The organism is Cyanobacteriota bacterium (assembly GCA_025054735.1).
Lineage (GTDB): Bacteria > Cyanobacteriota > Cyanobacteriia > SKYG9 > SKYG9 > SKYG9.
Map to the genome: position 1 here is coordinate 1 of JANWZG010000058.1, position 12,975 is coordinate 12,975.

The following is a 12,975-nucleotide window of genomic DNA, read 5'->3' on the forward strand; positions in this document are numbered from 1 at the left end:
GGTGGCTCTTTCAAGTCACTAATTAGCACTTTCACCCCCAATACCAAAATATTGACTGGGCGCGTCAGTTTGGGTAACTGAAAAGCCCCCTGGGTAGAAATAGCATCTTGAGCAAAGGCATCCCGCTCAGATTGGCTCAAGGGTCGCTGCATCAGCGGCGTTGAGTTGAAGGAAAACGCTAACAGTGCCCCGGCCATAGCTGAGATCATCGCCACACCTGTCAACGACAGCACCAATCCAATCCAACGGATGACGCCTGAGCGGCGTGGTTTCTTCCGCACCTTTTTGCCCCGTAGCTGTCGATAGCCTGGTTGAGGGCCTGGTTGATAGGGGTTTCTTCGAGTTGCCACAGACTTCAGCACTAGACAAACGTCACCATTCTGGCACAGATGCAGCAAATGGACTATGGTTACCCGTCATGGTTAACTTGAAAGCAGCAGTGGGAGCTGACTCTATAGCGCTATTCAGGTTTGTTTAAACATCCTATCAAGACATCTACGATTTCGGGCAGTGGGTAGGGAGGCCAATTCTTCAGGAGTTAGGTCGCGCCATTGACCTTGAGGGAGATTGGCAAGCTGGAGATGGGCGATCGCCACCCGGACAAGCCGTAGGGTAGGGTGACCCACAGCCGCTGTCATGCGCCGGACTTGGCGGTTTCGTCCTTCTGTCAAAGTCAACTCTAACCAGGCAGTAGGCACTGTTTTCCGAAAGCGAACAGGAGGGTTGCGAGCTGGCAAAGGTGGCTCCTCGGCTAGCAGGCGTGCCTTAGCCGGGCGAGTTTGGTAGCCTTGAATAGTAACACCCCGACGTAACTGGTCAAGGGCAACTTCTGTAGGGATGTGCTCTACTTGCGCCCAATAGGTACGGGGATGGTAGTATTGCCGATCGCCCAAGGCATGTTGCAACCGACCATCACTTGTCAGCAGCATTAACCCTTCACTGTCGTAGTCTAACCGTCCAACCGGATAGACATCTGGTACAGCGATATAGTCTTTCAGCGTGGAGCGGCCAGCCTGGTCAGTGAACTGACTTAACACGCCATAGGGCTTGTGGAATAGGAGATAGCGATGAGTCACAGACGATAACGAATTAGCACCGTTAGATGAGAAAATATTGCTGAGTGTAACCATTTGCACTCATAATTGTAACGATCATTAATTTGCAATTATCCCCTCAGCTCTTAAATCAACTCAGCCCAGGAGTCAGTATCGATGAATAATTTCTTAAGGATTCTCAATCCCAAAAAATCTAACGCTGTTAATGTAAAGGCAAAGAGAGGTAATGGTTTCTTTCTGGAAGCCGTGGATGATGAAGAATCATCGCCAACAGCCACGCATACTGAAACAACCGTTGATGCTTCTGCGATCGTCACAGCACAGCCTGCCTCTATTACTCCTACCCAAACTAACGAATCAGCAATCGTAGTAGCAGAAACTGCCAGCATCGCTCCTGCTAAGCCTGCTAAGACTAAGAAATTCAAGGGTGGCCTAGCTGCCCTTGTTCCTGGGCAAGGTAACAAAGAGAGTGCTACGGTTGTGGACACTGTGGCCACAGTGGTAACTGCTGCACCCAAAACAGAACCCACACCTGCTAACTTTGCTCCTACCTATCTCTCGCCCGCTCTGAGTCAGACACCTCGTCGCCGCCCCGGCCCTAGCATGTCTAGCTTTATGGAAATGGCACAGCAAGTCAAGGTACAGTAGAGTTCTATAGAGGTACTGTTGATGCATTGGTGATTTAAGGGCGCGGGGGCACTACCCCTGTGCCCTTGTTGTTTGCCCTTACCTATCCTTTTAGCGCTGCGCTCTTACAAGCAGATTTGTTGCTACTGTTTGTTAGGTAAGTCGTACTCGTTTCTAGTTTGCGTCATACGTACGGCAAAATCAGGTAGGCTGTTAACACCTTTCGGACAACCTTAGGGATTATGGCTTCAATCGCCCGTAAAAATTTGCTGGAAGATATCCCCCGTTTTCTAGTGGCTCAGGTAGGGATTATGTTTGCTGTCAGCTTGGTGACTATTCAAACTGGTCTTCAGGCTGGCTTCACGCGATCAACTTCGCTGCTAATTGACCAGTCCCAAGCAGATATTTGGTTAACAGCACGGAATATGGAACATTTGGGGTTGGCGATGCCTATGCCCTATGAGCGACGAGCACAAGCTGCACAGGTAGATGGCGTGGCAGCAGCAGAGGCCGTGATTATTCGTGGCTCAGTGTGGGGACAACCTGCCGCCGATCGGGTTTCCTCTGTAACGATTGTGGGAGCCGATCCCAATGGTCTGTTGCTAGCACCCTTGACTGTGACCCAAGGTAATCTGAGTGACTTGAACCAACCCTACCGAGTCATGGTGGATAAGACTAGCGCCCGATCGCTTAACATTCGGCAGGTAGGCGATCGCGGTCTGTTAGCGTCGTTGCCCGCGGAAGTTGTTGGCTTTACCCAGGGCACCCAATCTATTGTCTTTGAAACGTTACTAATCACGTCGCTGCCGACTGCCAATGCCTACGCCAAGTCCTTGTTGCCGACCAAAAGCTTGACAGATATAGCGATTCAGCCTAGACCTGATGATCCGCCTGCGATCGCCAACACCGACACTGTCTCCTTCTTGCTGATCAAAGCTGAAGCAGGTACTGATCTTGCTGCCCTCAGGCAACGCTTAGAGGATGAGCTAGATAACGTGCGCGCCTACACTAAGGCAGATATGGCAACTCAAACCCAACGCTATTGGGAACAGCGATCGGGCATTGGTTTCATCTTAGGCATGGGAGCCGTTGTGGGCATTGTCGTCGGCATAATCATTGTTGGGCAAATTCTCTATTCATCTGTATCGGATCACTTAAAGGAATTTGGCACCCTGAAGGCAATGGGTGCTTCTAACTGGTTTATTTACAGCGTGATTGTAGAGCAGGCGTTGTGGATGGCAATTTTGGGCTATGTTCCAGGTATGGCCCTGTGTACCGGAGTAGCTGCTTGGACAGCAGCCACCCAGGGCATTACGATTCTGATAACTCCAGCCTCGGCAGCGATCGTTCTAGGAACAACAGTGCTGATGTGTGTAGGGTCAGCAATCTTTGCTATCCAAAAAGTGACTAGAGTGGATCCGGCGATTGTCTTCAAGTCCTAGCCATCGTCAAGTGTCCCCATGCCCGTTAGAATGCTGAACATAGTGATTTTGTAGGGGCAACATGGCTATTATTTGGGAATTAGATTTCTATTCTCGTCCCCTGTTAGACGACGCTGGCAAAAAAGTCTGGGAGTTAGTAGTGTGCGAACGTGCCCAAACTGTGCAGGCTGAACTAAGTTCCTTGTTTCAATACACCCAGTTTTGCCCTAGCACAGAGGTCAACTCGCTATGGCTGCAAGCGGCTATCAAAACAGCAATCGCCCAAGCTCCGGCTCCTCCTGATCGCATTCGTTTCTTTCGCCGCCAGATGAATAACATGATTACTCGCGCCTGCAATGATCTGGGTCTAGAGGCCAAGCCTAGTCGGCGCACCTATACCCTTAACCTTTTGCTCCAGCAACGGTTGCAAACGGTGTACCCTACCATGGCAGGGTTCCAACCAGGCCAAGCCAACCCAATTGCTTCCGTAGTGAGCTATCAAGCTAGTCCACCCCTGCCGCTTCCCGATGCCCTGCGGGGCGATCGCTGGGCACTGGTAACTCTTGAAGCAGCCGCCTTTGACGATATGGCAGCATGGACGATTGACTTTCGTGACGTTGTGCCCTTATCACTGCTCAACTTGGCCCCGAATACGCCTGTTCCAGGGCTGCTGATCTTCTCATCCCGGGCTTTGCCCCTAGCAGGTTGGCTCTCTGGTGTTGAGTTAGCCTTCATTAAGTACGCACCTGGAAACCCAGCACAACTGGTCTTAGAAACAGGAGCTGACGATCGTTGGACGCTAGCAACGTTGTCAAACACTCAGGTGTGCCAAGAGGCAGAGCGTTTTGAAGCCGCTAAACAAGCTGCCCAACAGGTGCATTTCCTGGCTGTCCAGTCAGATCCTAACGTTGAAGCATTTGCAGGATTTTGGTTATTGCAAGAGGTCAATTTATCGTAACGTTGTCTTACGGTCACTAGTGTCAGTCGCTAACCATCAGCCATTGCGATTTGTTTTTAGTCATGCGTTGGCTGCTATTTGCAGTCTCTGTTTGACTACCAACCCTGTAACCAAATTATCAATTACTGCTGAGCAATCAACATTAATGGGTCTTGAGGAGTTAACACCAGACATTTCAGCCGAGCAATTGCTAACATTGGCATTGCGATCGGGGGCCGATGCTGCTGAAGTATTTCAGTCTCGATCGCTAGCTCGTCCTGTGTTTTTTGAGGCCAATCGGCTAAAGCAACTGGAATATACCCAGTCTGAGGGCACAGCTTTGCGATTGTGGATGAATGGCAGCCCTGGTTTGGTAGTCGCTTATGGCGCAGTAGATCCAACCATTTTGGTAGAGCGAGCGATCGCCCTCAGCCAACTAAACCCACCGGAGATTATTGAGCTAACTCCTGCCAACCAGGATGGTTCACCTGCTAGCTATCCGGCTGTGGGAACCACCGTGGATGTAGAGGAATTAGTCTTGTGGGGCAACGCCGCAATCGACCTTGTGCGCCAAGCCTATCCTGACGTGCTCTGCACTGCTGAGTGGGAATGTGAAACCGAAATCACCTATCTAATCAACTCCTACGGTCTAACATGCAGTCACACTGATACTACCCTCAGCTCATACCTCAACGTTGATTGGGTGCGGGGTGATGACTTCCTCAATGTTTCCGATGGACAAATCCAGCGTGACAGCCTTAATCCCAGCGCCTTAGCAGAACAGATTATCCAGCGGCTAGACTGGGCGAGAAAAAACATTTCACCTCCCATAGGACGCTACCCAGTGTTGTTTACTTCCAAAGCGGCAGATATGCTATGGGGTACTGTGCAATCAGCATTAAATGGCAAGCAAGTGCTAGAGGGAGCTTCTCCTTGGAGCGATCGGCTTGGCGAGCAAGTAACAGCTACTGCACTCACCATCTCGCAACAACCCAACTCCGGCCCTTTCAGTTGTCCCTTTGACGACGAAGGTACCCCTACCCGTCAGCTCGTGTTTATTCAAGATGGGGTTTTGCAACTGTTTTACACCGATCGTACCGTCGGCAGACAACTCGGCAGCGGCACCACTGGCAATGGCTTTCGTCCCAGCTTGAGCAGCTATCCTACTCCTGGCCTCTTTAATTTTGTCGTGCAACCAAGCAGCAAAGTGAAGTCTACTAGCCCCATGACCTTGACAGATCTCATTAGTACCTTGGATGACGGGGTTGTTGTCGATCAAATGCTTGGCGGCAGTGCGGGCATCTCTGGAGACTTTTCTGTAAACGTCGATTTAGGCTATCGCGTGCGGGGCGGGCAGATTATTGGCCGCGTAAAGGACACTATGGTTTCTGGTAATGTCTACACTGCCCTTCGTAACCTAGTGGCTCTAGGCACGGATGCCGATTGGAATGGCTCTTGTTACACTCCATCCCTGATTGTGGATGGGCTATCGGTCACTGGTAGAGAGTCCTAACTAAAGGGCAGGCTTATGAGATAAACTTTTATTAAGCAAATTGACCTTCTCAGGGGACTTTTCTCAAGGCACCTATGTCATTCGACCTCATTTCAGTTGAAACACTACAAGGTCTAGCCCATCAGTACGGCTATATTGCTGTCTTTTTGGGTATCTTGCTGGAGAATATGGGGATTCCCTTGCCTGGAGAAACAATCACCCTGGCTGGAGGATTCTTAGCAGGCAGTGGTGAGTTAAGCTATTGGCTGACGCTTGTGAGTGCGATCGTTGGGGCTGTAGTTGGCGATAATGTGGGCTACTGGCTTGGCTCAATAGGTGGCTGGGGTCTGCTTGTGCGAATTGGGCGCTTCTTTCGCATTCCAGAGCAGCAGCTAATTCAGGTGAAGACGCAATTTAGTGACAATGCTGATCGTGCTGTTCTGCTAGGCCGCTTTGTAGCACTATTACGCATCTTTGCGGGGCCGCTAGCGGGCATGGTGCAAATGCCCTACATGCGCTTTGTCCTGTTGAATGCCATTGGCGCTACTCTTTGGGCAGTGACAATGGTTACTCTTGCTTACACTGTGGGACGCATTGTTCCCCTAGCAACCCTTGTTGCTTGGGTTGGGCAATTTGCGCTGTTAACCCTACTTGGGATCATCGCTTGGATTGCCATTCCCCGGTATCTAGACTTTCGTAAACAACCGTCCGACTCGTGAACATTCTTGTTGTTGGCAATGGTGGGCGCGAACATGCCCTGGCATGGTCCTTGCTTCAGAGCGATCGCGTTACCCAAGTTCTCTGCGTTCCGGGCAATGGCGGCACAGCTACCCTGCCTCGTTGTCGCAATCTGCCCATTTCTCTAGGAGATTTTGCTGCAATTGCTGACCTTGGCCGCTCAGAGGCTGTTGATTTGGTAGTGGTCGGCCCTGAAGCACCCCTAGCAGGTGGCATTACTGATGTGCTGTCTCAGGCTGGCTTAACTGTATTTGGGCCTACCCAAGCTGGAGCACAGATCGAAGCGAGTAAAGCCTGGGCAAAGCAACTGATGGTGGAAGCTGGCATTCCTACAGCCCAAGCCCGTGTGTTCACTGACATTAACCAAGCTACTGCTTATGTCCATAGCCAGGGAGCGCCGATCGTCATCAAGGCCGATGGTCTTGCGGCTGGTAAGGGAGTAACGGTTGCTGCAACGATCGACGAAGCAATTGCAGCGCTTCAGGCCATTGCGGCTGGGCAGTTTGGTGCTGCTGGCCAGCAAGTAGTCATTGAAGAATGCCTAACAGGACAGGAAGTATCTGTGTTAGCCCTCACGGATGGACACACAATCCGGGCGTTATTACCTGCTCAGGATCACAAGCGTATTGGTGAAGGTGATACTGGCGCTAACACAGGCGGCATGGGTGCCTATGCTCCGGCCCCCATTGTGACCCCGACCCTAGCTAACCGCATTCACCAAGAGATTTTGGAGCCGACGATCGCTGCTCTCCAAAACCGTGGCATTGATTATCGGGGCATTCTCTACGCCGGGTTGATGATTACTCCCGCTGGCGATCCCAAGGTGATTGAATTTAACTGTCGGTTTGGAGATCCGGAAACCCAAGCGGTGTTGCCCTTGCTAGACACCCCCTTGGTTGATTTACTCCTAGCCTGTACCCAGCAACAGCTAGCAAGCCAGCCTGAAATCTTGTGGAAACCCGGTGCAGCAGTCTGTGTGGTAATGGCTTCTGGGGGTTACCCTGGTCAGTATAAAACGGGCTACCCCATTGCTGGCCTAGAGCAGGCGGCTAGTCGAGGGGCGATCGTCTTCCATGCAGGTACGCGCTTGCAACCGGATGGTACCACGATCGTGACAGATGGCGGTCGTGTATTAGGAATCACTGCTATTGGTGCAGATCACAAACAGGCATTTGCCCTAGCCTACGAGGCCATCGCTTCCATTCAGTTTATTGATAGCTACTATCGCCGTGATATTGGTTATCGAGTTCGATAGAATCACATGGGAGTTACAAAAATACATAAATTTGAGGTTGATTGTATGACAAAACGCGCTGGTGCTCGCTTAGAGCGTTACACCATTCGGTGTCCAGACGAAGTTCTGATTGTTACGGCTGAAGTCAATGGCGAGCTAGATCAGGTCATGATTTTCAAAGGCTTTTCCAGCTCTCTCATGCGCCCGACAGATGCTAACCCTGATGTGCCCATATTGCCTGAGTCAGCCAATATCCTGTACATCGATCGCCTCAGAGGCCCCTACACCCCTGCTAGTCCTCACTATCTTGAGCAGGGCATTTCTTGGGAAGTCATGCAACAACGCCTGACCGATATGGGCGAGTAATATTCACTAGGTTGATGGGTGAATGATGGGTCACAGCCCTCTTGCGTAAACAACGCAGCACTATAACAATCTTAAGTGACGATTTTCAGGAACTCCAACCCCTAGGGCGCTTGGCCCAGGGGTTTTTTGTTGCTAACGACAACCTAGGGACTCGCGAGTAGCAACACCAGTAGTCAAGTTAACACCACTAGCTGACCGACACAGGTACAAAATCTGCTCCCGATCTAGGGAAGCATCGGTAAAATCTGCACCCGTTATCGTTGCACCCCGAAAGTTAGACTTTAGCAACATGGCTTCTGTCAAGATAGCTTGGCTAAAGTCAGCGTTGGTAAAATCGCTCAGATAGGCAATACCATTGCTAAAATCTGCTCCTCGGAAATTGGCCTTAGTTGCGATCGCACCATTAAACACAGCTCCCTGAAGGTTGGCCCCACTAAAGTCCGCTCCGCTCAACCTCGCATTCACAAACTCAGCCTTAAACAAGTTTTGCCCAGCATAGTTTTTGCTAGTCACCTCTACATCATCGTAGGCACGAATAGCGGCTGAACTCGCAGCCCAAGCTGGCAATGGAGTCACAATCGCCACCAACATTAGCGTCAACACGCATCCAATTGCCCCTGCGATCGCATATTGCAACCCACGCATAGTTCTTAACTCTCTCACCTCACCCATCACCGTAATATCAATTTAGCTAAAACACAAGGCACATTATCTGCTGCTTCTGAACTACCTGTGTTGTCAGCCTGCGTTGTCAGCTCTGCCACAGGTAGAATCGCTTAGAACCGCGCGTCCGTGTTACCCTGCTTGACAAGCAATTCCCACGACCATTGTTCCAAGAGGAATTTCAGAATCCATCTCTAGGTATTATGAGAGTTGAGTCAACAAAACCATGACCTGCTCTGAACTCAGAGTGAGACTTGCGCCGGAAGGTGACGATCATCTGCGACCTAGATGACCCGTCTGCCAACATTGTGGCTGAGGCTTGGGCGCATTACACACTAGCGACTTTGGAATTGCAGTGTCAACTACAATCCAGTCTAGCCCAGAGAACTCTAGCAGATAGCCCTAACTCTGAGACTGGAGGTAAAGGTAGAAATAATAGGTTGCCATAGGAATGACTGTCGCTGCTACTAGCAAGCCAATCACCCAGACTGTCGAGCTTGTTTTGTTCTTCTTGGTAGCCGTTGAGTCAGCAAAAGTGCCCTCTACTTGTACGTTGTCAGCCACTACAGGTGCACCTGGATCAGGTTTGCCCATCAACACCAAAGCAATACGATTGCTGGCATCTAGCAGGGCTTGATTATAGTTCCCCTTGCGAATCGGCACCAGTAATGTTTCCTGGGCAACACTTTCGGCGATCGCAGCAGTCAGTCGCGCCGCTGCCGCCTCACCTACCCGGATAGCACTGGTGTTCGTAACGTTATCCAGAACCAGCAACACTTGGTTAGCCTGTGCTTCTGGTGTAGGAAACCACTGCTCGAATAGCTGACTCGCGAGGCTATCTATGGTTTCGCCATAGTCTAAGCGATGTACTGTAACAATGTGCACTTGGTTACCAGTTTTCTGAGATACCTCGGACATCAAACTATTAATGCGGTTTTGGCTCAAGCGGCTCAAAATATCTGCTTGGTCAACTACCCATTCGTTAGCGGCTGGTGGCAGAAAATCATAGGCACCAGTTGCATAGGCTGGTGCCACACTAGCAACCACTTGCAAGACAAGCATCACAACCGACAGGACGATCAGGGTTAGCACTCGCATGGCAGTAATTCGTTGCATTAAGAAATGCTGAGGGAAGCTATGCATAGGGATCATCTTTCTCAAGATTGGGAATTACGCTTTTACCATACTACGGTGACTCGATGCATCCTAGGCAAGGGTGTATGATTTTAGAGGTATTTCTTACCTCGGTGGCTATTCATGACTGTTTTGGGTTTATCAGCTCCTGGCATTTTCCTCTATGCGATCGTCGCAGCGGCTGCTCTGATTTATTTTCCCTATGGAATTGTGGCCTATGGCCGGTTCCGAGTTGGGTATGACCCTGGTGCACCCCGTGCCTGCTTTGACAAACTGCCGGACTATGCCAAGCGGGCCAACTGGGCACATCAGAACTCCTTTGAAACCTTTATGGTATTTACGGCGGCTGCCTTGATGGCCTATATTACAAATCAAACAGGGTCAGCTTCAGTATGGGCCGCGATCGCTTACGTAGTTTCTCGATTTTTCTACTGTCTGTTTTACATTGCGAATGTGCCCATAGGGCGATCCTTAATGTTTGGAATTGGCTCTGCCTGCGTGATTATTTTATTTACTGCTAGTTTGCGATCTATCGCCTAATGTAGCCTCTATAGCTTTGCTGACTGGTAACCAGTAATACCGACCGACCTTTAATCACTAGCTATGTCTACCTATTCCTTCGATATTGTGAGTGACTTTGACCGTCAAGAGCTGGTTAATGCAATAGATCAAACCGATCGAGAAATTAAAAGTCGCTATGACCTCAAAGATACCCAAACCACCTTAGAACTCAGTGAAACCGCTATAATCGTCAACACCGATAGCGAATTTACCCTCAATGCCATTCATACCATCCTGCAAACCAAGGCTGCCAAGCGCAACCTCTCGCTCAAAATTTTTGACTATGGCAAAGTGGAATCTGCCAGTGGTAACCGTGTGCGCCAAGAAATCACTCTGAAAAAGGGCATCAGTCCAGAACTGGGGAAGAAAATTTCCAAGCTGATTCGGGATGAATTTAAGAAAGTCCAAGCCTCTATCCAAGGTGATGCTGTGCGGGTATCAGCCAAATCTAAGGACGACTTGCAAGCTGTCATTCAGCGCTTGAAACAGGAAGATTTTCCCGTTGCTCTGCAATTCACGAATTATCGCTAGTCGCGTCCGTCTGTCTGCACCGTGGAAAAGTTGCGGAACCAACCCCGTCGATGGAAATAGAACACTAAAAAGCCTGCAATACCAAGCATCACACCCCAGCAAGCAAAGTAGGCCCAGGTAATCTTTAGCTCTGGCATGTTTTCAAAATTCATACCATAGATGCCTACAACAAATGTCAAGGGAATGAAGATTGTAGAAATCACAGTTAAAAACTTCATCACCTCGTTCATTTTGTTGCCTACGGAGGAAAGGTACACATCCATCAAGCTAGAGGCTAACTCGCGGTAGGTTTCCACCATGTCAATTACTTGCACCGCATGGTCGTAGCAGTCCCGCAGATAAATGCGTACATCAGGACTAATTAAGTCACTGCCATCTCGAATCAAGGTGTTGATCGCATCTTGCTGGGGCCAAATTGCCCGTCGCAAGGTCAGCAGTTGGCGCTTGAGGGCGTGAATGTTTTGGAGGGTTTTCCTTGTAGGGTTGACTACAACCTCATCTTCGAGTTGCTCTAGTTGCTCACCGTAAACCTCTAGCACAGGAAAGAACCCGTCGATAATGGCATCTATTAGTGCGTAGGCCAAATAGTCAGTCTGTTGTTTGCGGATAATGCCGCGATCGGCACGAATTCGGTCTCGCACGGGGCTAAAGGCATCATATTCCGGCTCCTCTTGTACAGTGAGCAGATAGTTTTTTCCCAATACCAAGCTAACCTGCTCTGCTAGAAAGCAAGGTTGTGACGAGTTAACATCAGGGCGCTGTAGCGATTTATCTGACTTGTAACTAGGACGCTCTAGCTCATCTTGCTGACGCAGGCTCACCATGTGCAAAATGATGATCAACTGGTTGGAGTACTCTTCTACCTTAGGGCGTTGGGGAATGTTGACAATATCTTCTAGCACCAAGGGATGGAGCTGGAACACCTGTCCTAGTCGTTGCAGCACATTTTCATCACCTAACCCTTGGACATCAATCCACGAAACCGATGGACTATCTAGGTATGGCAAACAGTCTTCGGGGGTAGCAAGCTGGGTGCGTGTTGCATTATTTGCATCGTAATCAATCAGGGTAATAGCAGGTTGGGCAGCATCCTCATCAATGTAGAGGGTGCCTGGTGCACTGCCTGGTTCGTCATAGAAATAATCAACGTAGGAATCATCATCGTCTGCGATCGCATTATCATCAGCCTCTAATAGAGACGGTTGTGCGTAGGTAGAGGGATAAACAGGTTGTTTTTCTGGCATAACTCAAGTGGATACATTAGACAGCTTTTACTACTTACTGCAATGAAAGCACTGTGAGTACTATTTATCCACAGCAAATGGTTCTACATTGACTTCGCCATGATTGCTCAATCGGTAAGGGGTGCATTCCACTTGTGTAGCCCTCACCCTAAATCCCTCTCCCAAACAGGGAGAGGGACTTCCAATCTAGCTCCCCTTCTCCCAACCTCTCGTTCGCGGGGGGCAGGGAGATGAGGGCTTATTTGCGTGAGTAGGATGCACCCATCGGTAAGCTAAGATAGCTCTAGTGCATTCTACCGCTGTAGGCAAGCTAACCACTCTCTGCTGGTGTAGCGCTGATTTGCTGCAATTGAAGCAAGTTACTGTCCTAGAGTGATTAACCCCTACTGATGATTCTGCACAATTGCCCTGACGAAATTTCCCTAATGAAACAGTGTCGCTCTGGCTGATGAAGCTAGCTACGTATACATGACATTGAATGATGCATTCCTAGTGGGAGAGCTATATAGTGCCTAGTCAATATCGATCGTTTTTAAGCTCCTTTAAGTCTAAGCTTTCGCGACAAGTTATCCTCTGGGTGTTTATTAGCTTGGTGGCGATTGAAACAATCATCCTTATTCCATCAGCATTTAATCGTCAACAAGAGCTATTAAGACAGCTTGAAGAAGTCTGTATAGCATCAACCACAGCTCTAATACCGCTAGTTAAGCAAGCTACTTCTGACCAAGCAGTGTTAGAACTTGTGCAAACCTTTAAGCCTCAAATCAATACTCAATTACTGGGAGGAGCACTCTATAAGCGCAACGGTCAACTCGTAGGGACCTTTGGAGAACCGCCTGTTGTCTCGCCAAACATGCTAGAAAAACTGAAACTGATAGGAGGCTGGCATCGCTGGGAGTCACAACTTCAAAATCAGTGGACACGCCTGGATATTGGCATTGCCTACCAGCCAGAGGTTTGGGATTACATTCT

Annotated in this window: 15 protein-coding genes; 10 read left to right on the forward strand and 5 right to left on the reverse strand. The window is 49.6% G+C overall.

All coding sequences use genetic code 11. The features are described from left to right. Nucleotides 1–350 (reverse strand): LytR family transcriptional regulator (locus NZ772_04525; GenBank protein MCS6812823.1); only part of this gene is annotated, 350 nt, incomplete at its 3' end. A 114-nt stretch (nucleotides 351–464) separates the two neighbouring features. Beyond that, nucleotides 465–1,076 (reverse strand): pseudouridine synthase, encoded by a 612-nt coding sequence (locus NZ772_04530; GenBank protein MCS6812824.1) that lies wholly within the window; start codon nucleotides 1,074–1,076, stop codon nucleotides 465–467. A 135-nt stretch (nucleotides 1,077–1,211) separates the two neighbouring features. On the opposite strand from NZ772_04530, the gene NZ772_04535 reads away from it, so the two are divergent. The 7 genes from NZ772_04535 (at nucleotide 1,212) to NZ772_04565 (ending at nucleotide 7,870) form a co-directional block, all read left to right on the forward strand. Continuing rightward, nucleotides 1,212–1,703, forward strand: a complete 492-nt coding sequence (locus NZ772_04535) for a hypothetical protein (protein MCS6812825.1) — start codon at nucleotides 1,212–1,214, stop codon at nucleotides 1,701–1,703. Nucleotides 1,704–1,924: 221 nt separating this feature from the next. Next, the gene (locus NZ772_04540) at nucleotides 1,925–3,124 is read left to right on the forward strand and encodes an ABC transporter permease (GenBank protein ID MCS6812826.1); all 1,200 of its coding nucleotides are present in this window, start codon (nucleotides 1,925–1,927) and stop codon (nucleotides 3,122–3,124) included. 61 nt (nucleotides 3,125–3,185) lie between these two features. Then, on the forward strand, nucleotides 3,186–4,061 hold the full coding sequence (locus NZ772_04545) for a Tab2/Atab2 family RNA-binding protein (GenBank protein MCS6812827.1): 876 nt from the start codon (nucleotides 3,186–3,188) through the stop codon (nucleotides 4,059–4,061). Nucleotides 4,062–4,206: 145 nt separating this feature from the next. After that, nucleotides 4,207–5,553 (forward strand): TldD/PmbA family protein, encoded by a 1,347-nt coding sequence (locus tag NZ772_04550; GenBank protein MCS6812828.1) that lies wholly within the window; start codon nucleotides 4,207–4,209, stop codon nucleotides 5,551–5,553. Between the two features lie 74 nt (nucleotides 5,554–5,627). Then, nucleotides 5,628–6,251 carry a DedA family protein gene (locus NZ772_04555; protein MCS6812829.1) on the forward strand — a complete coding sequence of 208 codons (624 nt, stop codon included), beginning with the start codon at nucleotides 5,628–5,630 and terminating at the stop codon, nucleotides 6,249–6,251. Continuing rightward, nucleotides 6,248–7,525, forward strand: coding sequence for a phosphoribosylamine--glycine ligase (gene purD / locus NZ772_04560; protein ID MCS6812830.1), 1,278 nt, complete (start codon nucleotides 6,248–6,250; stop codon nucleotides 7,523–7,525). The genes NZ772_04555 and purD overlap by 4 nt, the downstream gene beginning before the upstream one ends. Before the next feature lie 45 nt (nucleotides 7,526–7,570). Further along, nucleotides 7,571–7,870 carry a hypothetical protein gene (locus NZ772_04565; GenBank protein ID MCS6812831.1) on the forward strand — a complete coding sequence of 100 codons (300 nt, stop codon included), beginning with the start codon at nucleotides 7,571–7,573 and terminating at the stop codon, nucleotides 7,868–7,870. A 132-nt stretch (nucleotides 7,871–8,002) separates the two neighbouring features. On the opposite strand, the gene NZ772_04570 is transcribed toward NZ772_04565, so the two are convergent. Continuing rightward, complete coding sequence (locus NZ772_04570) at nucleotides 8,003–8,515, reverse strand: pentapeptide repeat-containing protein (protein MCS6812832.1); 513 nt, start codon at nucleotides 8,513–8,515, stop codon at nucleotides 8,003–8,005. A 420-nt stretch (nucleotides 8,516–8,935) separates the two neighbouring features. After that, on the reverse strand, nucleotides 8,936–9,676 hold the full coding sequence (locus NZ772_04575) for a TPM domain-containing protein (GenBank protein MCS6812833.1): 741 nt from the start codon (nucleotides 9,674–9,676) through the stop codon (nucleotides 8,936–8,938). 114 nt (nucleotides 9,677–9,790) lie between these two features. On the opposite strand from NZ772_04575, the gene NZ772_04580 reads away from it, so the two are divergent. Continuing rightward, complete coding sequence (locus NZ772_04580; protein MCS6812834.1) at nucleotides 9,791–10,207, forward strand: MAPEG family protein; 417 nt, start codon at nucleotides 9,791–9,793, stop codon at nucleotides 10,205–10,207. A gap of 63 nt (nucleotides 10,208–10,270) precedes the next feature. After that, a complete protein-coding gene (locus tag NZ772_04585) occupies nucleotides 10,271–10,759 on the forward strand; it encodes a YajQ family cyclic di-GMP-binding protein (protein ID MCS6812835.1) in 489 nt (162 codons plus the stop codon). Here NZ772_04585 and corA read toward each other — a convergent pair. Then, the gene (gene corA, locus NZ772_04590) at nucleotides 10,756–12,003 is read right to left on the reverse strand and encodes a magnesium/cobalt transporter CorA (protein ID MCS6812836.1); all 1,248 of its coding nucleotides are present in this window, start codon (nucleotides 12,001–12,003) and stop codon (nucleotides 10,756–10,758) included. The genes NZ772_04585 and corA overlap by 4 nt on opposite strands. A gap of 508 nt (nucleotides 12,004–12,511) precedes the next feature. On the opposite strand from corA, the gene NZ772_04595 reads away from it, so the two are divergent. After that, nucleotides 12,512–12,975 (forward strand): hypothetical protein (locus NZ772_04595; protein ID MCS6812837.1); only part of this gene is annotated, 464 nt, incomplete at its 3' end.

Bases quoted from the DNA above. Each gene is read 5' to 3' on its own strand.
- NZ772_04535 (MCS6812825.1), top strand. From the start codon at position 1,212: ATGAATAATTTCTTAAGGATTCTCAATCCCAAAAAATCTAACGCTGTT.
- NZ772_04540 (MCS6812826.1), top strand. From the start codon at position 1,925: ATGGCTTCAATCGCCCGTAAAAATTTGCTGGAAGATATCCCCCGTTTT.
- NZ772_04545 (MCS6812827.1), top strand. From the start codon at position 3,186: ATGGCTATTATTTGGGAATTAGATTTCTATTCTCGTCCCCTGTTAGAC.
- NZ772_04550 (MCS6812828.1), top strand. From the start codon at position 4,207: ATGGGTCTTGAGGAGTTAACACCAGACATTTCAGCCGAGCAATTGCTA.
- NZ772_04555 (MCS6812829.1), top strand. From the start codon at position 5,628: ATGTCATTCGACCTCATTTCAGTTGAAACACTACAAGGTCTAGCCCAT.
- NZ772_04565 (MCS6812831.1), top strand. From the start codon at position 7,571: ATGACAAAACGCGCTGGTGCTCGCTTAGAGCGTTACACCATTCGGTGT.
- NZ772_04570 (MCS6812832.1), bottom strand. From the start codon at position 8,515: ATGCGTGGGTTGCAATATGCGATCGCAGGGGCAATTGGATGCGTGTTG.
- NZ772_04575 (MCS6812833.1), bottom strand. From the start codon at position 9,676: ATGCATAGCTTCCCTCAGCATTTCTTAATGCAACGAATTACTGCCATG.
- NZ772_04580 (MCS6812834.1), top strand. From the start codon at position 9,791: ATGACTGTTTTGGGTTTATCAGCTCCTGGCATTTTCCTCTATGCGATC.
- NZ772_04585 (MCS6812835.1), top strand. From the start codon at position 10,271: ATGTCTACCTATTCCTTCGATATTGTGAGTGACTTTGACCGTCAAGAG.
- corA (MCS6812836.1), bottom strand. From the start codon at position 12,003: ATGCCAGAAAAACAACCTGTTTATCCCTCTACCTACGCACAACCGTCT.